Origin of the sequence: Endozoicomonas sp. 4G (genome assembly GCF_023822025.1) — a bacterium.
In the GTDB taxonomy this organism is placed as follows: Bacteria; Pseudomonadota; Gammaproteobacteria; order Pseudomonadales; family Endozoicomonadaceae; genus Endozoicomonas_A.
The window spans coordinates 2,979,923-3,001,281 of record NZ_CP082909.1; the positions used below are offsets into that span (position 1 = coordinate 2,979,923).

Consider the following 21,359-nt stretch of genomic DNA (forward strand, 5'->3'; position numbering starts at 1 on the left):
AGGCCAGGTTAAACGTTTGAAGATAGTTTTTTAATACAATTCGCGCCCTTATTTGACACATTATTCACCGTTCTACCCACTTTATAGAAAGACAGGTCACTATCCATCTCAGCCGGGTTGTTGAAACTCCCAAGAATCGTTTTATAGCCCTCCCCCAGCCAATCGTTAGCCTGACTCTGTTGCAGCAAAACGGGCATTCTTTCAGTCAACGGTGTTATATCACGGGTAGCAGGACGGGTGAGAATAGCACAGGACTCGAAACTCAACTGGTCATCCACAGGATAGCTTTCCCAAAGACCGGCAAACAGACACAAGCCGCCTGACTTTCGTCGTATATACCAGGGCTGACTTTGATCCCGTAGTTTCTGCCAGTCGAACCAGCCATCGGCCAAAACCAGACAACGCCGTTTTTTCAGAGCATTGCGAAACATCGGCTTATCGGCAGCGGTTTCGATTCTGGCATTAATCTGGGCTCTGGAAAAATCTTGCAACCAGTGAGGAACCAGCCCCCACTTAACCCGGGCAGTAGCTGGCTGACCTGGCTCATTATGCCTGACGATCAGCACCTGCTCGCCAGGCGCAACATTGTAGGAAGGGATGTTAGCTTGTGGCTGAGGGATACCCAGCCAGCCCAGGCTGATCTGATTAGCCATCAACGTATAACGACCACACATAATCAGTCTTCCTGAATCCGGGCAGATTCTTCCAGAATGGGAGACGCTTTGAGGTAATCTTCAATCATCTCTTTAGCCAGACCGGCATCGTAATCTTCAACATAAAGTGCCAGCAGACCGCTGGCGGGAAGTTCACCAACAGCACCTGCCAGATAGCTGCCCCCCAGATGGCAGGCAATGCCATGGCTTTCCAGAACATCCTTCAGGCATTGAGCCTCGAGGAGATTATCAGGGCAGAATATTTTGATCATACGTTTATAAAAGCACAGCCATCGTCGTAAAGTCAGCTTACTTAAGGTAGAGCGTCTTGATCTGACTGACCAGCTCATTTGCTTTAGCTCTCTGGGCGGGGTTGAGCAGTTCAGACAGTTCCTGCTTCTGTTTACGTGCCGCTGCCAGGAAATCCCCGGTAGAATCTTCCAGACTCAGGGAAGTCCACATATAGGCAGCAATCAGATTAACGTCTGTACCTGCTCCCTGGTAGTAGCATTTCCCCAGTTCGTACTGAGCCTCCGCACTCTTGCCTTCTTGACCCGCCGCCCGTTCGATCAGTTCGAACCCTTTTTCAGGGTCTTTGGCGACACCACCCAGCCCCTCTCGATAGGCCTTACCCAACAACAGTTCCGCCTGAACATTGCCCTGCCTCACCAGAGGCTCCAGCAAAGAAAGGGTTTGACTGGCATTTTCCGGACTGGCTTTACCAGCCACCAACAGGCTGCCCGCTTCCAGCATGGCTTGTTTATCGCCGGAGCCGGCCTGCTTCAACAGGGTGGAAAAGTCAGCAGTCCAGCCACTCAGGGAGAACAGCAATGTAATAGCCAGCAGCCCACCCTGGCACTTTTTATTCAATGACATCTACTACCTCTCGCCATTTTGAGCAGACAACTGCCCAGTTATGTAATTATTTAAACGCTCATTTGTAAGCCGTCGAGGGCAAAGTATACACTGGTTACAAAGTGCCACAACCCGGATACAGACCCTTTATTTTAATACCTATATACTCAATACTTTCATTCATCGCTGTCATCAAAGGCAATAATCCGCAACAGATGGAACGTTTTGAAGAGATCCGCCCCTATCACGATAGAGAAGTAAGGCCCGTTCTGGACCGCTTGTTACACGACCGTGAACTGATTCAGGCACTGGTACATCATCAGTACCCCGACATGCCAGGCTTCCTTAATGGTATTGCCGGCTGGCTGACGACCATGGGACTGCGCTACAAGCTGAAAAACATTCAGACCATTGACGGGCTACAGCAGATCATTGAACCTTACCTGACCCGTGTCGTTGAAGGCAGCACTGCTGGTATCAGCTTTTCCGGACTGGATCAGCTCGACAAACAGCAAGCTTACCTGTTCCTGTCTAATCACCGGGACATCGTAATGGACCCGGCTTTTGTCAATCTGGCCGTTTATAAACAAGGCATGCAGACCGTTCGAATAGCCATTGGTGACAACCTCCTGCAAAGACCTTTTGTCAGTGACCTGATGCGCCTCAACAAAAGTTTTATTGTCAAACGCTCCTTAGAAGGCCGCCGGGAAAAACTCAAAGCTTACCAGACGCTGTCAGCCTATATTCATCATTCCATTGATACCGGGCATTCCATCTGGATCGCCCAGAGTGAAGGACGGGCAAAAGACGGGGATGACAAAACCGACTCTGCCATCATCAAGATGTTTCATATGAGCCGAAAAGCCGCGAATACTTCTTTTGCCGACAGCATTCGCTCCATGAACCTGGTACCCGTATCCATTGCTTACGAATACGATCCCTGCGACATGGCCAAGGCCAGCGAGCTCTACGCGACTGAAACCCAGGGCAATTACGAAAAGTTCGAAGGTGAAGATCTGCAGAGCATCGTGACGGGCATTGAAGGCTTCAAAGGCAAGGTTCATGTGGCTTTTGGCACGCCGCTGACTGGCGAGTATGAGAATGCTAACCAGGTTGTTGAAGCCGTAGACCGTCAGATTTATCAGAACTATCATCTCTTCGCTGCCAACCTGATTGCCTTTGACCAGCTCCGCAGTCACTACCCCAAAGTGACAGAACTCTCTTTAGAGACTATGCTCGAGAGATTTTGCCCGGAAGAGTCACTCGACAGTAAAGTCAAAGAATTTAGTGACCGCCTGGCACAGTGCCCGGAGGCTCACCGGCTCTGGTTCCTGAAAATGTATGCAAATCCGGTAATCAATCATTTTTCTGGACAATGGTATGACCCTGCATAAACTCTGCTTTTTTGTTCCTGAAAGTCATCTCGAATCGGTGAAGACTGTCGTCTTTGCAGCGGGGGCTGGCAGTTACCAAAACTACGACAACTGTTGTTGGCAAACGTCTGGCCAAGCTCAGTTCAGACCGTTGGATGGTAGCGACCCTTTCCTTGGCAAGCAGGGCAAAATGGAAACCGTTCAGGAATTCAAAGTAGAAATGATCTGTGAAGAGCAATACCTGAAAGCAGCCATTGCGGCGCTGAGATCGGCACACCCCTATGAAGAGCCTGCCTTTGAAAGCTGGCTGGTGAACACTTCCTGATCTTAAAAGCCGGGAAACGCCTCAGTCAAAAAAACGAATGATAACAGGCGGCGTGTGAGTTTTTTAATCTCTGCTATCCTGTTCCTTTCATTCACATTGATTGGAGTTACGCCAGTGAGCGCGAGAACAAAACCTCAGCCGACAGAGTTTGGCCATGTTCTTAACACTATGACCGACTTGATTAACGGTCTGGGTCAAACCCGTGGTGAAATGCACCAAAGGTTTGACCAGCAAGAAAAAGCACTTGGTCAATTCAAACATGAGACTAAAGAGCGGTTTGACAATCTCGAAGGTCGGTTTGACAACCTCGAAGGTCGGTTTGACAATCTCGAAGGTCGGTTTGACAATCTCGAAGGTCGGTTTGACCAGCAAGAAAAAGAGTTTAGTCAATTCAAACATGAGACTAAAGAGCGGTTTGACAATCTCGAAGGTCGGTTTGACCAGCAAGAAAAAGAGTTTAGTCAATTCAAACATGAGACTAAAGAGCGGTTTGACAATCTCGAAGGTCGGTTTGACCAGCAAGAAAAAGAGTTTAGTCAATTCAAACATGAGACTAAAGAGCGGTTTGACAATCTCGAAGGTCGGTTTGACCAGCAAGAAAAAGAGTTTAGTCAATTCAAACATGAGACTAAAGAGCGGTTTGACAACCTCGAAGGTCGGTTTGACAACCTCGAAGGGCGTTTTGACCGCCTCGAACAGAAAGTTGATCATGAGATTGGCGAGGTCAAAGAAATGCTCCAAGTCTTGCTTTCACGCTAATTCGTCAGCCGCTTTTCTCGCTCCCATGCTTTTAAAGCCTGTGGCTTGCAGCGTGGGAACCAAAGTTTAAAAACAGATAATATCTTCCATCCGCTGAGGAAAATCACCCTTCTGACGATCACTGAAGAAGTGGCGAAGGGTGCGACTGACGGTATTGAAAGCCAGTTGCTCCCATGGAATCTCTTCTTCGCTGAAAAGAGCCACCGCCTCACTCTCCTCACCGGCACTGAACTCGGGTTTATCAAGATGAGCCAGAAAAAATACCGAGAGCTGCCCCACATGAACGATGTTAAACAGCGTATACAATGATTGCAGGGTAACCTCGGCTCCAGCCTCTTCCATGGTTTCCCGAAGGGCTGCCTGCTCCAGGGTTTCCCCCAGCTCCATAAAACCACCGGGCAAGGTCCAGTAGCCACTGCGTGGTTCGATAGACCGCTTGCACAGGAGCACTTTACCTTCAAATACCGGCAGGCAACCAGCAACGATTAACGGGTTTTGATAGTGAATTTTGCCACAGCTATCACAAACATCACGCAACCGGTTATCGCCACTGGGGATTTTCTTACTGACCTTAGCGCCACAATCACTGCAAAAATTCACCGACTTTCCTTCTAACTATGGAAACCTTTCTTGACCTTAACCCGATTTATACCTGAAGTCACTCCAGTAACAGCTGTTCTACGAACGATCCGTTATTTAACTCATGCTGCAAAAAATATCTGTGTTATGATCTTCTCAAAGCCCAAAAAAATGAGTGTTATACCTACGGAAGCATAGCCTTGCCCGGTGCTACCGGCAGTCTGGTACACAAGGTCGATAATAATAATGTTCCATCGGCGTCTTTTTTCAATGTCATTTTTCTAAACATCTGAACATCGCCGTAAAAGCCTGAGATTCCCGTGCTATATGTTGATTACAGAAATTAAACAAAGACTCCACAAACATCAGCCAAGAAGTATAGACACTTCCCTTCCGGAAGCTGCTGTTTTGGTGCCACTGGTGACCAATACACAGGGACATGCCATCGAAGTTATCCTCACCCGCAGGGCCACACATCTGCACAAACACAGTGGAGAAGTGGCGTTTCCCGGTGGCAAACGAGACGATGATGATTATAACCTGATTCATACCGCCCTGAGAGAATCCCAGGAAGAGATTGACCTGAACCCGGCTTCCGTCCAAATACTGGGCACCATGGATCCAGTCATTTCCCGCTTTGGTATTAAAGTGATCCCTGTTATCGGTTCTGTACCGGAAAATGTACCACTGAGCCCCAACATTGAAGAGCTGGACCGTATCTTCCACGTTCCCCTGGGCTTTTTAACCCATCCTGACAATCTCCAGTTTCACCATTGGAACATGAACAAAAAAAACTACTCCATGCCCTCTTATCAATACGGTGAATATCTGATCTGGGGACTGACGGCCATTATGCTGGTAGAGTTTTTGAATGTGGGACTGGACACTTCGATTCCGCTTGATGCTCCCCAGTTTCATGTTAACCACGGTCTTACCGAACACTGCTGACTAGTACATCATTTCAATGAGTTTGATGTGAACAATCTACGTTCATCCTGAGCGGAGTCGAAGGATGTGGGCTCCGAACCAACAATAAAGACCGTGCCCGGCACCCTTCGACTCCGCTCAGGGTGAACGGAGCTTGGGTGCCATTAATAGAGGGAACCCATCAATTACATTGAAACCGTGTACTAAACCCAAACCATCTAGAAAACCGGAGTTTTACCACTCTGACAGATTGTTTGCCCTTAGGCGCTCTTCTTCATCATTAAGAGAATCTTTGACCCAGAGTCTGTCAGCTACTTTTTCAGGATTTCGGTTTATACGTTCAACGAATTTTTTTGCGGCTTCGAGCAGATCTTCTGCCGTTTTATGGCAGTGATGGTATGTAACATCTTCCCGGAACCAGCGCCATAAGGCTTCTACAGGCATAAAGTCAGGGCTGTAGGCTGGCATCTGGATAATGTTCAAATTCAGGCGTAGCCCCGCGTCCCTTACAAAGTGTGCGGTATGCCATGATGCACCATCCCACACAATGTCGATTTTCCTGTCAGGGTTCTCCTGCCTGATTCGTTCCAGAACATTAACGGTGTGCTCTTTCCGCCCACAGGGATAAGGCCACATTCTGACCTGACCAAAATTGTAGTAATAGATTCCGTAGAAGGTGATCTTGTCAGCCAGCTTTGGAGAGTGTGAACTGACCCAGAGTCTTTCGCCTTTACGGGACCAGCCATAGCCAATATCGGCATCTTGATGAATATGAGCTTCGTCAATGTAGACCAGCAGGCGTTTCTGGAAAGTGGCTTCTGACAGCAACGGCTTTAAAGTTTCAAGAAAGGTAGCCCGTTTTACCGAGTCAGCCTTGTTGAGCAGTTTTTTGGCTTTCTTCCATGAATACCCCTGCCGTTTAAGAACCTGTCGTATGGTCTCACGGCAACATCGTACCTGAAAGCAATCCCAACACCATTGAACCAAGTATTTCAACGTCCAGCGAGGTGAGTTAAGAGAACTTTCCTGGTTAGCTGCTTTTTCCAGTGTCCGGTCAATCAGGCAAGCAGCAGCTTTACTGATAATTTGACAAAAGGGGGGCGGCCCCCAGTCCGCTTATAAACCATAGCCTCCGGCCCCTTTGAATTGTAGCGGTGAATCCAGTCAGTGACCGTTTCGAGATGCCGCCCCAATTGCTTGGCAACCTGAGTTGCAGAAGAACCCTGTGCCACTTGATAGAGCGCAGAAAAGCGCTCTCGTGTACGTGGGTGAGCTGCATGTATGGACTGCTGGAGCAGACAATCTTGTGTCTGCTGCCACTGTTGAGGGGAGACTTTTAATACCATGGGTAAGCAAGAAAAAATGAAAACTATCTTACTTATAGCGACGGGCTTGGCATGTCGTAGTGGGCGTAGTCATACAGGTAAATGAACGACTGTGATTGCGCACCTTCCCTATACCGGGGTGCGCTAGGTACCAATCCATTAAACTCCGGTTTTCTAGATGGTTTGGGTTTAGAAGCCTGACCTCAACGGAATATGTGGCTCACGTTAGGCAGTGAAAATTTTCACTGCTTTTACCCGATTGTCCTTGACCTGCATAATCTCAAGTCGGTATTCACCAACTTTGAGACACACACTGGACTCGGGAATAAACTCCATCACCTCGGTGATCAAACCGTTAATCGTTCTGGCATCCTCCGTGGGTAATTTCCACCCCAGAGAACGGTTAATATCCCTGATAGAAGCAGAACCATCAATAATGTAGCTACCGTCTTCGCGTGGGGTAATATCGTGACTGGAGTCGGATACATCGGTGGTGAAATCACCGACAATTTCTTCCAGAATATCTTCCAGCGTTACCAAGCCAAGAATATCGCCATATTCATCGACCACCAGTGCGACACGCTCTTTAGATTTCTGGAAATTAAACAGCTGGGTATGCAGAGGCGTACTTTCAGGCACATAGTAGGGCTCTGTCGTCTCTTGCAGCAAAATCGCTTTATTCACTTCTTCCTGACTGAGCAGTCGCGCAACCTTTCTCATGTGCAACATGCCCACAAGATTGTTCACGTCGCCACGATAGACTGGCAGACGGGTGTGCTGGCAGGCTCTTAGCTGCTCCAGAATATCCTTGATGTCATCGTCAATATCAATCCCGAAAATCTCATTTCGGGGCACCATGATGTCGTCTACCCGGACGTTCTCAAGATCCAGAATACCCAACAACATGCCCCGTCTTTTCTGGGGCAGCAACATGCCGGGATCGGTCACAATAGTACGCAGTTCTTCAGCATTTAACTGATCCTGTGCCGCCTGACCGGGTTTGATACCGAAAGGTCTCAGCAGGAAACCACAAACCCAGTTTAAAACCACCACCATGGGATAGAAGAGTTTCAGCAGCGGCGTCAGAATAAAGGAAGCAGGAAAGGCGACTTTTTCAGGATAAAGCGCCGCCAGCGTCTTGGGCGTTACTTCACCGAAAATCAGTACCGCCACCGTCAGACCCAGCGTCGCAATGGCTATACCGCTGTCACCCCAGAGTCTCACGGCCACCAGAGTAGCCAGGGCAGAAGCCAGGATATTCACAAAGTTGTTGCCAATCAGAATCACCCCGATCAGTCGGTCAGGGCGTTCAAGCAGCTTATGGGTTCGTTTCGCCGCCTTGTGATTCTTGCGAACCAGATGACGCAGGCGATAGCGGTTGATCGCCATCATGCCAGTTTCCGAACTGGAAAAAAAAGCCGACAGCAACATTAACAGGGCCAATACGGATAAAAGAAGACTGGTAGATGCTTCGCTCAAGGCTGCAATCGCTCGTTCAGATTCTGATTTTGGAACCAGTGATTTTACCGTTTCACCCTGTGAACCCCAAACACTTTTGGTGCTTTTGAATATTATTGCTCTTTCTGACTCAAATAGAGCAATATCAGCAGAAACAGGGTAGCCACCCTGAAGCCGGGCTGAATACCATTCCAGCTACGGGACTGCCAGGCCAGAAACCACTCACCTGAAACCCCCATAAAAGCCAGAAACCAAAGCAGGATACCCAGAGTCAAACCCAACAGGGCCAGACACTTGCTGTCATGGAAACCTTTACTGTGCATGTCGAGACTCATGCAAACGACACCCGCCCAACATAAAAGGGCTATGACGGATTCAAGAGCGATAATCAGACCATAGACAACTTTCCAGATCACCGGATCATAAATTGCCCGCCATGCTGCCTGGGCATTATTACCGGTGGTATCCATGGTCATCACATGCTGGACGTAGAGGTAATTGCTCGGGTAATCCACCAGATTGTTAAACACAACCAGAGTACTAAATAAAGCAACACCGGCTACCAGCAGAATTTTACTGAGCTTTACAGCTATTATCATTTTCATAGCCGTTAAAGGTAGACGAACTTAACGGCACATCAAGCTGCAAGTATAAAATCCACCACGGTTCGCCAGCCGAAATAAGCCACCAGCAGCAGGATAAAACCAGCCACCGTCCAGCGCATGGCTTTTTGGCCGCGCCAGCCGCTCACCCAGCGCCCAATCAACAAGGTTGTAAACAACACCCAGGCCACCAGCGAAAGCACCGTTTTGTGGAGCATCTCCCTGGCAAACATATTATCGATATACAAAAAGCCTGAAATCAGCGACAGGGTCAGCAGGATCACACCCACAGAAAGAAACTCAAACAGTAGCTTTTCCGTAGTCTGCAGAGGTGGCAGAGCTTTTAGCAGACGTCTCTGGTTATGACGCCTGAGCTGCTTATCCTGATAGGCCAGCAGCAGTGACTGGCATACGGCCACCATGAGTAAGCCATAAGCCAATACTGATAACAGAACATGCACCACCATCAGAGCGGGTGAGTGGAAAATGTGTTCCACCGGGGTCAACCAGGCCACCAAAACCGAGATAATGGAAAAAGGCAGAATCATGACCAGCAGGCTTTCAGAAGGCTTTCGTAAACTGCTGAGTAATACCACCAGAGTGACCATCAGCGTCGTCAGAGAACTGATCGTGAAAATGCCAAGGTCGACTCCCTTGTCGGTGTGGATGGAAAAATAGAGCGAAACAGTATGTAACACAGCACCGAATGTGGTAGCTAGCAACACCGCATTTCTAGCACCACCGCGACCGGTAATTCTTCCCCATTGGCAGACCATCCCCACCGCATAAAAAATAATGGCGCCGATACTGACGAGCATGACATTCATTGAATTGTTATAACCTCCACCTGAAACGTTCCTGATGGCGAAACCGTCATAAAGCTGCTTTCAAAAAAAACAAACCGGAGCTTGCCAAGCCCAAATCTACACAAGAACCACTTTGTTTTCATCCATCAAGTGGAAATACTGTCCGGGTCAGGACCCGATGCTGCCCCTTTTGCCCGATATTGGATATAATGACTGGCAATTACCCTCCTTAAGGTATTCCCAAGGTAACTGGATGTTCGAGAATTTAACCGAACGCCTGTCGCAGACGCTTCGTAACGTCACCGGCAAGGCGAAACTGTCTGAAGACAATATTAAAGATACCCTCCGCGAAGTTCGCAAAGCACTACTGGAGGCTGACGTTGCCCTGCCGGTGGTCAAGGAGTTCATTAACCGGATCCGGGAACGGGCCATTGGCCAGGAAGTCCAGGCTAGTCTGAGTCCGGGTCAGGCCTTCGTCAAGATTGTCCAGGCGGAACTGGTTTCGGTCATGGGCGAAGCCAATGACCAGCTGAATCTGTCGACCCAGCCGCCCGCCGTTCTGCTGATGGCCGGTCTGCAGGGTGCGGGTAAAACCACCTCGGTGGCCAAACTGGGTAAATTCCTTCAGGAGCGCCACAAAAAATCCGTACTGGTGGTCAGTGCTGACGTTTACCGTCCGGCAGCGATCAAACAGTTGGAAACGCTGGCAAGCGAAGTCGGCGTCGAATTTTTCCCATCCAACATCGAACAAAAACCTGTTGATATTGCCACCGCGGCCATTCAGGAAGCTCGCCTGAAGCACATTGATGTGGTTATTGTCGATACCGCCGGTCGTCTGCACATCGACAGCGATATGATGGACGAAATTCAGCAACTGCACGGTGCCATTAACCCTATTGAAACCCTGTTTGTGGTTGACGCCATGACCGGTCAGGATGCCGCCAATACCGCCAAAGCTTTTGGTGATGCCCTGCCCCTGACCGGCGTCATTCTGACCAAGGCTGACGGTGACGCACGAGGCGGTGCGGCCCTGTCTGTTCGCCATATTACCGGCAAGCCGATCAAGTTCCTGGGTGTCGGTGAAAAGACCGATGCCCTGGATCCCTTCCACCCAGACCGTATTGCTTCCCGAATCCTCGGCATGGGTGATGTTCTCTCCCTGATTGAAGAAGCCGAACAGAAGCTCGACAAAAAGAAAGCCGACAAACTGGCCAGCAAACTGAAAAAGGGCAAAGGCTTTGACCTGGAAGACTTCCGTGACCAGCTTCAGCAAATGAAGAAAATGGGCGGTCTGGCCGGTGTTATGGACAAACTTCCCGGAATGCCCGGTATGCCAGCCAACATGCCCGGTCAGATGGACAACAAGATGTTTGTCCAGATGGAAGCCATCATTAATTCCATGACTCCGGCTGAGCGGGCAAACCCGGATATTATGAACGGCTCTCGCAAAAAGCGTATTGCTACAGGTTCCGGCACCCAGATTCAGGACATCAATCGTCTCATCAAGCAGCACAAACAGATGAGTAAAATGATGAAAAAAGTCACCAAAAAAGGCGGCATGAGCAAGCTGATGCGCGGCCTCGGTGGCATGAAAGGTCAGATGCCTGGCGGCATGGGCGGCATGTTACCTCCCGGCGGTGGTAAGAAGTTTCCTTTCTAAGCTCTTCTCAAGAGTGGTATGACCAGCTTACTCGATGCAAGCTGGTCATCATGTACTACATAACACCCATAACAAGCCCACTCCATTTCCCACCATAAGACTTTCCGCAACAAGATAAGTGTCGGACATATTGTCAGCGGGACAGTTATTCCTTAGAATATGCGCCCTTCATGGCTCACTGCATGTGCTCCATGAACCTGAAAGCGGTGAACGCTGCTTTCAGAGACAAGCGTTGCCGGACATCACGATTACAGGAAATTATTCCATGGTAACAATTCGTTTAGCTCGCGGCGGTTCCAAAAAGCGTCCGTTCTACCACCTGACTGTTGCTGACAGCCGTAAGGCTCAAGGTGGCCGTTTCATCGAGCGTGTAGGTTTCTTCAACCCTACTGCCCGTGGTCAGGAAGAGCGTCTGCGTGTGGATCAGGAGCGTGTTGAGTTCTGGCTGGGCCAGGGCGCAACCGTATCCGACCGCGTTAGCAAGCTGCTGAAAGACGCCAAAGCAGCCTGAGGTCAGGTTTGAAAAGGAACAGAACCAGTGAACAAAGCATCAGCAACCGCTCAACCGAAACAGGTTGTACTCGGAAGTATTACTGGTGTGTACGGAGTAAAAGGCTGGGTGAAAGTGTATTCACACACCAACCCCATGACCAATATTCTGAACTACAAACACTGGATTTTGCGCCAGGATGGTCGCCAGCAGACCATTGAAGTCGATCAGGGCCGCCGTCAGGGCAAGGGTCTGGTCGCACACATCGCCGGATGCGATGACCGGGATATCGCCCGCCAGTTCACTGGCGCCGAAATCCTGATTGCTGAAAGTGAACTGCCCCCACTGGCTGATGACGAGATTTACTGGCATCAGCTTGAAGGTCTGGAAGTCAAAACCGCTGACAAAGCGGGCAAGGAGCTTCTGCTGGGCAAAGCCAGCCATCTGATGGAAACAGGTGCCAACGACGTATTGGTCATCAAAGCCTGCAAGGGCAGCATTGACCGACGCGAGCGACTGGTTCCCTGGTTAATGGATCAGGTGATTCTGGAGGTGAATCCGGAAGCAGGATTTATTCGGATTGACTGGGATCCGGAATTTTAATCGTTATGAGTGACACTGACATGGACAGCCCTGAGCTGGCTAACAGCCCTGAGCTTATTGACAGCCCTGAGCTTATTGACAGCCCTGAGCTTATTGACAGCCCTGAGCTTATTGACAGCCCTGAGCTTATTGACAGCCCTGAGCTTATTGACAGCCCTGAGCTTATTGACAGCCCTGAGCCATTAAACAGCCCTGAGCTGGTTAACAGCCATGAACAATCACCCATAACAGCAGATATGTGGTTCGGTGTAGTAACCCTCTTCCCGGAAATGTTTCGGGCCATTACCGACCACGGCATATCCAGCCGTGCGGTAAAAGAAGGTATTGTCTCGGTGGCAACCTGGAATCCCAGGGACTTCACCCACGACAGACACCGAACTGTGGATGACCGACCTTACGGCGGTGGTCCCGGCATGTTGATGAAAATTCAACCTCTGCGTGACGCCATCCATGCAGCCAAACAAGCTGCTGGAGCCGATGCCACGGTAGTTTACCTGTCTCCCCAGGGACGCCTGCTTGATCAGGCCGGGGTTCAGGAGCTGGCCGCCAAAAAGCGGATTATTCTGGTATCGGGGCGGTATGAAGGTATTGATGAGCGTGTAATTAACGAAGAAGTCGACGAGGAATGGTCGATCGGTGATTACGTGTTAAGTGGTGGCGAACTCGCCGCCATGACTCTGATTGATGCAGTATCACGCTTTGTACCGGGCACCCTGGGTCACAAGGATTCCGCATTAGAGGATTCCTTTGCTGATGGCCTGCTGGATTGTCCGCACTACACCCGCCCTGAGGTTTTCAAGGGGCAGAAAGTGCCGGAAATCCTGCTGTCTGGGGATCATGCAAAAATTCGTGCATGGCGCCTCAAACAGGCACTGGGCAGAACCTGGCTGAGAAGGCCGGAGCTGTTGCAAAACAGGAAGCTGACCAACGAAGAGGAAAAACTGTTATCTGAATTCATTCAGGAACATCGTTCTTCGGACAGCCACAGCAAAACAGACTCGACAAGCGGAACACTTGACTAACGGGAGCAAAATTTAAAATGAGCAAGAACAGAATCATTGAAGCGCTCGAACAAGAGCAGATGACCAAGGAAATCCCAAGCTTCGGCCCCGGTGATACCCTGGTTGTACAAGTTAAGGTTAAAGAAGGTAACCGTGAGCGTCTACAGGCGTTCGAAGGTGTCTGCATTGCCAAGCGTAATCGTGGCCTGAACTCCGCTTTCACCGTTCGCAAGATTTCCAGCGGTGTTGGCGTTGAGCGTGTTTTCCAGACATACAGCCCTCTGGTCGCTTCCATCAATGTGAAGCGTCGCGGTGACGTACGTCAAGCCAAGCTGTACTACCTGCGCGCTCTGAGCGGTAAAGCAGCTCGTATCAAGGAAAAGCTCAACTAAGAGTTGCTTTCGCCCCCCGCGAAAACACTCTCAAGGGTTCTCCAAAACCCCGGGTATAACGCCTGGGGTAATAAAAGTTCTGACAATCCGGCAACCTTGTCAGTCTATAAAAAAAGCGACGAAAGTCGCTTTTTTTATGCCTTCAAAACAGAATACAGCCGATTATTTTCTGGCTACTACTGTTTTCTTTACGATGCTTCCAAATGCCGCAATAATAAAGACCTCAACCCGACATACAAACAGCAATGCCGAATACCTCCATCGAACTGTTTCTCAACCACCTCTGGCTTGAGAAAGGCCTTAGCGAAAACACCCGCTTCGCCTATAAAAGCGATATCGGGCAATTCGCTGCCTGGCTTTCTCAACGTGAACTCACGCCCGAGGGGGCATCCACTTTAGACCTGACTGATTATCTGGCCTGGCGACACACGCAAGATTTTCGACCCAGCTCAACAGCCAGGGCATTATCCAGTCTGCGTGGCTATTACCATTACCTGTTAAGAGAGAGCATGGTCAGCCAGGACATTACTCAACATATTGAAATGCCCAAACAGGGTCGACCACTCCCCAAATCCCTGACCGAAGCCGACGTTGAAAACCTGCTTGCAGCCCCTGACCTTGATACCGACCTCGGGATAAGAGATCGATGTATGCTCGAGCTGCTCTACGCCTGCGGGCTCAGAGTGTCGGAGCTGGTCAACCTCAGCCTGGATCAAATCAACCAGAGACAGGGCATCGTCCGCATTCAGGGCAAGGGTGACAAAGAGCGACTGGTACCAATGGGTGAAGAAGCCCTGAACTGGCTTCACCGCTACCTGAAAGAAAGCAGACCTTTTCTCATCACCAATCCCGATAGCCGGGTACTGTTTCCCGGCCGCAACAGCAAACCGATGACACGCCAGACTTTTTGGCACCGGATCAAACATCACGGGATAACGGCCAACATTCAAGGCCCGGTTTCCCCCCACGTGCTTCGACACGCCTTTGCTACTCACCTGTTAAACCATGGCGCCAACCTTCGGGTGGTCCAGCTTCTGCTGGGGCACAGTGACCTTTCCACCACCCAAATATACACCCACATTGCCCAACAACGGTTGAGTGAACTGCATGAATCTCACCACCCCAGGGGCTGAACTCTCATTCAACCTTTTTTGATCAAAATAACTTTAACGACAAGTGACGTTAAACATCAAACCCATTTAAAATCAGCCATACTCAGCAAAATTATTCAAATTCTCTTCAAGCATCCTTTTCATAAGTGCGCCGCATTAATTAATAATTAACCCAAGCTTCACATCTTTATAATTTACTTTTTAATTAACCTGAAAAACAGCCGTCAGTCATTTAAATAACAGAACATAACATTAAGTTTCACTTAACTAAAACCAAAAAAAAACCAATTAATTCGACATGTACGTATATTTTCATTGGTAAAGTCAATGCAAAATTTTAAAATAAAAGGGGAAAGCTGATACCAGCTTCATCAGATTTAAACACATAACAGATATTAGTCGTTTACAAACACCTGCCCTTAATAGCAATTATAAGACCTCAGTCTTCTATTTAAACAGTTTGGGTTAATATCTGAAAACATTGGAAAGGCTTGCGCTTTGAACTTACCGGATTTCATCAGGCTCTATCTGAGACCCTGGGCAGTGACGGCTCTGTTGCTTTTGCCTTCTGCTTTCATAGCAACAGCCCAGGCATCCGACCAATATGAAAAGTTAGCTAATATGTGTCGTGCCTGTCATGGTCAGGATGGCAGTAATGCATTTAACACCATCCCGGACCTCAAGTGGCAGAATCGCGCATACCTCATATCTCAACTGCATGCTTTCAAAAATGGGAAACGACAGGACATCACCATGACCAAAGTCGCCCAACTGTTAAGTGAAGAAGATATGCTGCGTCTGGCTGACTATTTCTACGAAGGCAAACAGCACCGAGCTGATAAACAGCCCTGAGCTGATAAACAGCCCTGAGCTGATAGACAGCCCCTGAGCTTAGGCACAAACCCTGCAATCTGAACAAAATGACTGCATGCAAAAAGGTTAACCGGATACTAAATAATGGACAGAAGAAAGTTTTTGCAGCATGCACTGACCGCATCCGCTGCCTCAATCCTGCCTGTACGATGGGTATTTGCTGAAAACCGCCCTACAGGACTGGAGCCTATTGATATCTCGACACTGAAGTGGTCCAAAGCAGAAGACCTGCCCGACCATTACACGATCTTGAACACCAACCCGTTAAATGCCCACCCTACTGAACACATGCTGGATCCGGCGGTAACACCTGCCAACGTACCCTTTGTACGCTGGAATGGTCTGATGCCGGAGTTTGACAAGATCGATCCAAAGACCTGGACCTTTACCGTCGATGGTGAATCGGTCGTCAAATCCAAGACTTACACCATCGATGAACTCAAGAGCAAATTTAAACACCATAAGCAGCACCTGGTTCTGGAATGTGGTGGCAACAGCCGTAAAGGGTTTTTCCCCGGTGCCAAAGGTAACCAATGGAATAACGCTGCCGTTTACTGTTCAGAATGGACCGGTGTTCTGCTCAGCGATGTACTGAAAGACTGTGGTGTAAAAGACGACGCCGTCTACACCGGCAACCACGCCATTGATAAACACCTGAGCGGCAAAGGCCCGGCCATTTCCCGGGGAGTTCCTATCGCAGCCGCCATGAATGATAACGCCCTGATCGCCTGGGCCATGAACGGTGAACAGATTCCATTCCGTCTTGGTTATCCTCTGCGTGTTGTCTTTGGTGGCCGTCCGGCGTCGGTATCCCAGAAAGCAGCCACTGGCATCAGTGTTCGTAACAAGGTTCACGATGGCCCGAAAATGGCAGCGCCTGCTTATCAGGTTCCCAAGTACCCTGTCGCACCCGGAGAGGATGTTCCCCATGAAGACTACGAAATCATCGAGGAGATGGTCGTCAAGTCCCTGATCACATTCCCAAAAACCGGAATTGAACTGCCACTGGGTAAAACTCAGGAAGTCAGAGGTCACGCCTGGGCTGGCTTGCGGGAAGTGGTCAAGGTTGAAGTCAGTTATGACTATGGTACCCGCTGGCATGAAGCGAAATTGACCAAACCAATCAACAAAGGTGCCTGGCAACAATGGTCTATTAATCTGGACCTGCCCGAGCAGGGTTACTACGAAATCTGGGCCAAAGCTACCGACAGTAAAGGGGATTCCCAGCCAGTGGTACAACCCCAGTGGAACCCGAAAGGCTACCTCTTTAATGGCTGTCACCGGATTGCAGTGAGGGTTGCCTGATGCCGGGCCTTAAACACCTCAAAATACTGATGCTTTCTGCGTTACTTTCCGGAACAGCCCTGGCTGCCCCCGATGAAGCGCCGAAAAAAGAGTACCCTGTTGATCCCAAGTCCGGACTGATCATGGCCCCGGGCTGGGAGATGGTTAACGCCCAGTGCAACGCCTGCCACACCAGCCTTATTGTCGGTCAGAACAGCGGCGATAGAGAAGCCTGGCGTGAGACCCTGCAATGGATGATTGATACCCAGGGGCTCTGGGATCTCTCGGAAACCTGGGAACCAATCCTGGACTATCTCAGCACCCACTATGGTGTTGCGGATATTGATATGGAGACGTTTCGAAGGCTCCCACTGGATCCGGCCTTAATGCCTCCACCCAGAAAGTAAGGACCCCACATGTTGAAATCTGTCGCAATATCCGCTGCAGCCACACTGGGTATATTGCTTTCGGCAATGTCAGCCCACGCAGGTACAACGCTCAAGCCTAACCTGTTCAATGGCGAACAACTGGCTAAACAAGTGTGTCTTGGCTGCCATGGCGAGACCGTACTGCCCTATATCCAGCAGTACCCTAACCTGAAGGGCCAGAAGCCCGCCTACCTGGTGGAACAGCTACAGGCGTTCAAGTCCGGAACCCGTGAGAATGTCTATATGCAGGTTACTGCCAAACAACTCTCCGAACAGGACATGGTGGATGTCGCCGCCTATTACGCCACTCTCAAGCCTGATGACCTGAAGAAAAAGGCTGAAAAGGCACTAAGCGAGTAACACCAGCAGCTTCCTCTCTGACAGGGAAACGAGCTAACCTTTACGCTTCCCTGTCCATCATTTTTTCCTGTGACACTCCCCGCCTTGTCAGGCGAGGCTTCTTTCTGACTTCTCAGGCTTTTGCCAGCCCATAGCGGCTGGACTTACACAGAAGCCTCCATCAGCAGTAACCGGGTGCCCCTCGGTTATTTGTTTGGTCTTTTGTTTGATTTATTGGGTATCTATACGGTTCCCTCTGCGATGCGTTTCAATAACGACTTTCGCGGGTCTTCTAGCCCAACAAGCAGTTAACTCTGCTATGTATTTTTTTTAACAGTGCTTGGTTTTCGTCACCGTGAGTCCCTGCATAGGGACAGACCGAGATTGAATATAGCCAACTCCGTACAAACACGCAACCGGAACGCTCCTCGCGTTCCCGTCTTATATCCCCGCCCGATTGGGCGAGGGTTTGCGACGATTTTGCTAAAAGCCCATCCAGACCCTGCTGTTAACAGTGCGCCTGATCTCAATTGTCTGATTCTGGCAGTTAAAACTGACAATCACGATAAAGAGTCTAAACTTCAGCTCCATAACCTCCGATCTTATTGGCGGTAGCTGCCTGACTTGCTACACACTGCAGTCAAGAAAAAAACAAAATCCAAGAGGATGACTTATGCGTCTAAGCACTATTCCAAGCACTATGATGTTCACTGCCACTCTGGCGATAGCACCCTTTTTACAGGCTGCACCGTTAGCAGACAAAACCATTGAAGAAGCCCGGGCTGCCATTACCACCGAGCTGCAAGGTCTGGATCCAAACATTCCCATCGAAAGCATTGATCAAAGTGAGTGGGAGGGGGTATTCAGGGTAACCTTGAATGGTGGCAGTATCTTCTATGCCAATCACACTGGCAAACTCCTGATGCGTGGCGACATGCTGGAAATTAAAGATGGCACTGTCGTCAACTTAACAGAGGAAATCCGCAACAAAGCTCTCTCCGCTCAATTACAGGCTCTGAAGAAAGAAGATCAGGTTGTCTTTTCACCCGAGGGAGAAACCAAAGGCGTTATTTATGCCTTTACTGATGTCGATTGCGGTTATTGCCGAAAGCTCCATCAGGAAGTCTCTGAACTCAATAAACTAGGCATAGAAGTTCGTTACCTGGCCTTTCCCAGGGGCGGCAAACAGTCTCCTGCCTATGCCAAAATGGTGGAAGCCTGGTGCGCCCCCGATCGCAAGCAAGCCCTTTCAGAGCTGAAAAACGGCCAAGCTGTGACCAATACGGCCTCCGCAGAAGAGAAGGCAAAAACCCGATGCGAAGCTCTGGTTGAAGAACAGTACCAGCTGGGCCTGAGCCTGGGTGTGAGTGGAACCCCTGCTCTGTTCCTTGAGAACGGCAAAGCCATACCCGGTTTCCGCCCAGCCGCAGATCTTGCCAGAATGATGGGTATTACACCTCCTCCAGCTGCTGTCGAGCCTGCCCCTGATTCCAAAAAGTAGAAAATGGCCGGGTACAGATTGATTCTGTGCCCGCTTTCCATTAAACCAGCTAATACTAATGCACAGTTTCAATGTAATTGACGGATTCCCTCTATCAATGGCACCCAAACTCCGTTCACCCTGAGCGGAGTCGAAGGGTGGTTGGCACAATCTTCAGTTGGTTCGGAGTCCACATCCTTCGACTCCGCTCAGGATGAACGTAGATTGTTCACATCAAACTCATTGAAGTGACGTAATAGCCCCAAGGAGCATAAATATGTTATATCCAGTCGCAATTGAAGTGGGTAGTGAGGACTATGCGTTTGGTGTAGTTGTTCCTGATCTGAAAGGTTGTTTTTCAGCGGGTGACAGTTATGAAGAAGCCCTGTCCAATGTCGTCGAAGCCATTGAAGGACATCTTGAGTTGATGGCGGAAAACGGTGAATTGCCCCCTCAGCCCAGTGCCGTAGAGGATCTGATAGTCGCTTCAGAATATTCCGGTTGGGTCTGGGCCTTGGTAAATCCATTCCCACCCCGAGTACGCCAGCCGTAGCCACTTTTTGCAGGTGGCCGCAATTAAGGAGCTTCGTGAGAGTGCAGGTTAGGCTGCTTTATGGCTATAATCCCCGATCCATTGATAAGAATCAGAGCACTTTCTGTTCTGAAAGCCGTCGAAACAGACAGTGAGTTGAAATCAGCTCCCGGGGGATGACAGTTTGAAACCGGTCAAAGTAGGAATATGTGGCCTGGGCACCGTAGGCAGCGGTACGTTTAATGTACTGACACGCAATGCCAGCAGTATTGCGGCACGAACTGGCAGACCCATTGTCGTAGAGCAGATTGGTGCCCGTCGGGACAACCCCGCTGCTGACACTTCCACCACACCCATCACCCGTGACATTTTTGATGTCGCCCGCAATCCGGACGTGGATATTCTGGTTGAAACCATTGGCGGCTACGACGTTGCCAAGGAGCTGATTCTCACCGCGATCCAACACGGCAAGCATGTTGTTACCGCCAACAAAGCCCTGATTGCCGAGCATGGCAATGAGATTTTTCAGGCTGCCCGTGAAAAGGGGGTCGTGGTCGCCTATGAAGCAGCTGTGGCGGGCGGTATCCCTGTTATCAAATGCCTGAGAGAAGGTCTGGCAGGTAACCAGGTTAACTGGCTGGCGGGCATCATCAATGGCACAGGTAATTTTATTCTGACCGAAATGGGCGACAAGAATCGTTCATTTGCAGAGGTACTGGCCGAAGCCCAGGCGCTGGGATACGCAGAAGCAGACCCCACCTTTGATGTAGAAGGCATTGATGCCTGCCATAAGCTGACCATTATGGCTGCCATTGCCTTTGGTATTCCCCTGAACTTTGAGCGCGCCTATACGGAAGGCATCAGTCGTGTAACCCCGGCAGATATTCAATACGCACAAGAACTGGGCTACCGAATCAAACACCTGGGCATTACCCGTCAAACCGATGCAGGTATTGAACTCAGAGTTCACCCCACCCTGATTCCAGCTTCCCGCCCAATGGCCAATATCAACGGAGTATTGAACTCAGTGGTGATCAATGCCGATGCCATCGGTGAAACCATGATGGTCGGACCCGGTGCGGGTGCTGAACCCACTGCCTCTTCTGTGGTGGCCGACATCATGGATATTGCCAGGGCACTGGCAACGCCCGAAGCAACGCCTGAGCCACTGGGCTTTTCTGAAGAGGCGTTAAAAAGCACTCCGATTCTGTCCATTGGTGAAACACTGAGTCCCAACTACCTGCGTATTCATGCTGAAGATCACCCTGGTGTCATGAATGCCATTACCCGGATTCTCAGTAACCACGGAATCAATATTGATGCCATCACTCAGAAAGCGGCCCGTGAAAACGATGGCTTTGCTGACATTGTTATCCTGACCCAGACCATAAAATCATCGGTACTGGATCAAGCCATTGTTAAAATTGAAGACCTGATCGACATCCAGGCACCTGTTACACGTATTCGTGTTGAGACGATGACCTGAGAACTGTCGTTTGCCAG

The 21,359-nt window shown here is 49.7% G+C and carries 25 protein-coding genes; 17 read left to right on the forward strand and 8 right to left on the reverse strand.

What is annotated here, in order from left to right; translation table 11 throughout:
- Positions 1–8: 8 nt before the first annotated feature.
- Genes K7B67_RS11570 through K7B67_RS11580 form a run of 3 tightly spaced genes read right to left on the reverse strand, consistent with a single transcriptional unit; the run spans position 9 to position 1,529 of the window.
- On the reverse strand, positions 9–674 hold the full coding sequence (locus K7B67_RS11570) for an SOS response-associated peptidase (RefSeq protein ID WP_252180486.1): 666 nt from the start codon (positions 672–674) through the stop codon (positions 9–11).
- Positions 675–676: 2 nt separating this feature from the next.
- Positions 677–925: a DUF2007 domain-containing protein gene (locus K7B67_RS11575; RefSeq protein WP_252180487.1), complete on the reverse strand. Its 249-nt coding sequence runs from the start codon at positions 923–925 to the stop codon at positions 677–679.
- A 37-nt stretch (positions 926–962) separates the two neighbouring features.
- The gene (locus K7B67_RS11580; protein ID WP_252180488.1) at positions 963–1,529 is read right to left on the reverse strand and encodes a hypothetical protein; all 567 of its coding nucleotides are present in this window, start codon (positions 1,527–1,529) and stop codon (positions 963–965) included.
- A 194-nt stretch (positions 1,530–1,723) separates the two neighbouring features.
- Between K7B67_RS11580 and K7B67_RS11585 the strand changes: the two genes are divergently transcribed.
- The 3 genes from K7B67_RS11585 (at position 1,724) to K7B67_RS11595 (ending at position 3,965) form a co-directional block, all read left to right on the forward strand.
- Entirely contained in the window at positions 1,724–2,902 is a 1,179-nt protein-coding gene (locus K7B67_RS11585; RefSeq protein WP_252180489.1) for a 1-acyl-sn-glycerol-3-phosphate acyltransferase, read from the forward strand.
- A complete protein-coding gene (locus K7B67_RS11590) occupies positions 2,889–3,206 on the forward strand; it encodes an NGG1p interacting factor NIF3 (RefSeq protein ID WP_276576733.1) in 318 nt (105 codons plus the stop codon). Before K7B67_RS11585 ends, K7B67_RS11590 begins: the two co-directional genes overlap by 14 nt.
- A gap of 114 nt (positions 3,207–3,320) precedes the next feature.
- Positions 3,321–3,965, forward strand: a complete 645-nt coding sequence (locus tag K7B67_RS11595) for a hypothetical protein (RefSeq protein ID WP_252180490.1) — start codon at positions 3,321–3,323, stop codon at positions 3,963–3,965.
- A gap of 66 nt (positions 3,966–4,031) precedes the next feature.
- On the opposite strand, the gene K7B67_RS11600 is transcribed toward K7B67_RS11595, so the two are convergent.
- Positions 4,032–4,565 (reverse strand): NUDIX hydrolase, encoded by a 534-nt coding sequence (locus K7B67_RS11600; protein ID WP_252180491.1) that lies wholly within the window; start codon positions 4,563–4,565, stop codon positions 4,032–4,034.
- A gap of 306 nt (positions 4,566–4,871) precedes the next feature.
- Here K7B67_RS11600 and K7B67_RS11605 point away from each other — a divergent pair, with 306 nt between their 5' ends.
- Positions 4,872–5,492, forward strand: a complete 621-nt coding sequence (locus tag K7B67_RS11605) for a CoA pyrophosphatase (protein ID WP_252180492.1) — start codon at positions 4,872–4,874, stop codon at positions 5,490–5,492.
- Positions 5,493–5,705: 213 nt separating this feature from the next.
- Here the strand turns inward: K7B67_RS11605 and K7B67_RS11610 are convergent, their stop codons facing one another.
- The 4 genes from K7B67_RS11610 to ccsA form a co-directional block, all read right to left on the reverse strand.
- Positions 5,706–6,557 carry an IS630 family transposase gene (locus K7B67_RS11610; RefSeq protein WP_346658273.1) on the reverse strand — a complete coding sequence of 284 codons (852 nt, stop codon included), beginning with the start codon at positions 6,555–6,557 and terminating at the stop codon, positions 5,706–5,708.
- Between the two features lie 464 nt (positions 6,558–7,021).
- On the reverse strand, positions 7,022–8,275 hold the full coding sequence (locus K7B67_RS11615) for an HlyC/CorC family transporter (protein WP_252180493.1): 1,254 nt from the start codon (positions 8,273–8,275) through the stop codon (positions 7,022–7,024).
- A 92-nt stretch (positions 8,276–8,367) separates the two neighbouring features.
- The gene (locus tag K7B67_RS11620) at positions 8,368–8,853 is read right to left on the reverse strand and encodes a DUF2165 domain-containing protein (RefSeq protein WP_252180494.1); all 486 of its coding nucleotides are present in this window, start codon (positions 8,851–8,853) and stop codon (positions 8,368–8,370) included.
- Positions 8,854–8,891: 38 nt separating this feature from the next.
- A complete protein-coding gene (gene ccsA, locus K7B67_RS11625) occupies positions 8,892–9,683 on the reverse strand; it encodes a cytochrome c biogenesis protein CcsA (protein WP_252180495.1) in 792 nt (263 codons plus the stop codon).
- 232 nt (positions 9,684–9,915) lie between these two features.
- On the opposite strand from ccsA, the gene ffh reads away from it, so the two are divergent.
- The 13 genes from ffh to K7B67_RS11690 all read left to right on the forward strand — a co-directional run bounded on the left by ffh (position 9,916) and on the right by K7B67_RS11690 (position 21,342).
- Positions 9,916–11,322: a signal recognition particle protein gene (gene ffh, locus K7B67_RS11630; RefSeq protein ID WP_252180496.1), complete on the forward strand. Its 1,407-nt coding sequence runs from the start codon at positions 9,916–9,918 to the stop codon at positions 11,320–11,322.
- A 265-nt stretch (positions 11,323–11,587) separates the two neighbouring features.
- Complete coding sequence (gene rpsP / locus K7B67_RS11635) at positions 11,588–11,833, forward strand: 30S ribosomal protein S16 (protein ID WP_252180497.1); 246 nt, start codon at positions 11,588–11,590, stop codon at positions 11,831–11,833.
- A 27-nt stretch (positions 11,834–11,860) separates the two neighbouring features.
- Positions 11,861–12,415, forward strand: a complete 555-nt coding sequence (rimM, locus tag K7B67_RS11640) for a ribosome maturation factor RimM (RefSeq protein WP_252180498.1) — start codon at positions 11,861–11,863, stop codon at positions 12,413–12,415.
- Between the two features lie 236 nt (positions 12,416–12,651).
- Entirely contained in the window at positions 12,652–13,437 is a 786-nt protein-coding gene (trmD, locus tag K7B67_RS11645; protein WP_252180568.1) for a tRNA (guanosine(37)-N1)-methyltransferase TrmD, read from the forward strand.
- Positions 13,438–13,454: 17 nt separating this feature from the next.
- Positions 13,455–13,808 (forward strand): 50S ribosomal protein L19, encoded by a 354-nt coding sequence (gene rplS, locus K7B67_RS11650; protein ID WP_252180499.1) that lies wholly within the window; start codon positions 13,455–13,457, stop codon positions 13,806–13,808.
- Between the two features lie 245 nt (positions 13,809–14,053).
- Positions 14,054–14,941 (forward strand): site-specific tyrosine recombinase XerD, encoded by an 888-nt coding sequence (gene xerD / locus K7B67_RS11655; protein ID WP_252180500.1) that lies wholly within the window; start codon positions 14,054–14,056, stop codon positions 14,939–14,941.
- 477 nt (positions 14,942–15,418) lie between these two features.
- Positions 15,419–15,772, forward strand: coding sequence for a hypothetical protein (locus K7B67_RS11660; RefSeq protein WP_252180501.1), 354 nt, complete (start codon positions 15,419–15,421; stop codon positions 15,770–15,772).
- Between the two features lie 105 nt (positions 15,773–15,877).
- Complete coding sequence (locus K7B67_RS11665) at positions 15,878–17,098, forward strand: sulfite oxidase (RefSeq protein WP_252180502.1); 1,221 nt, start codon at positions 15,878–15,880, stop codon at positions 17,096–17,098.
- Positions 17,098–17,484: a hypothetical protein gene (locus tag K7B67_RS11670; protein WP_252180503.1), complete on the forward strand. Its 387-nt coding sequence runs from the start codon at positions 17,098–17,100 to the stop codon at positions 17,482–17,484. The genes K7B67_RS11665 and K7B67_RS11670 overlap by 1 nt, the downstream gene beginning before the upstream one ends.
- A gap of 9 nt (positions 17,485–17,493) precedes the next feature.
- The gene (locus K7B67_RS11675; RefSeq protein WP_252180504.1) at positions 17,494–17,865 is read left to right on the forward strand and encodes a cytochrome c; all 372 of its coding nucleotides are present in this window, start codon (positions 17,494–17,496) and stop codon (positions 17,863–17,865) included.
- 652 nt (positions 17,866–18,517) lie between these two features.
- On the forward strand, positions 18,518–19,345 hold the full coding sequence (locus K7B67_RS11680; RefSeq protein ID WP_252180505.1) for a DsbC family protein: 828 nt from the start codon (positions 18,518–18,520) through the stop codon (positions 19,343–19,345).
- 256 nt (positions 19,346–19,601) lie between these two features.
- A complete protein-coding gene (locus K7B67_RS11685) occupies positions 19,602–19,877 on the forward strand; it encodes a type II toxin-antitoxin system HicB family antitoxin (protein WP_252180506.1) in 276 nt (91 codons plus the stop codon).
- Between the two features lie 163 nt (positions 19,878–20,040).
- Positions 20,041–21,342, forward strand: a complete 1,302-nt coding sequence (locus tag K7B67_RS11690; protein WP_252180507.1) for a homoserine dehydrogenase — start codon at positions 20,041–20,043, stop codon at positions 21,340–21,342.
- The last annotated feature ends 17 nt before the right edge of the window (positions 21,343–21,359 follow it).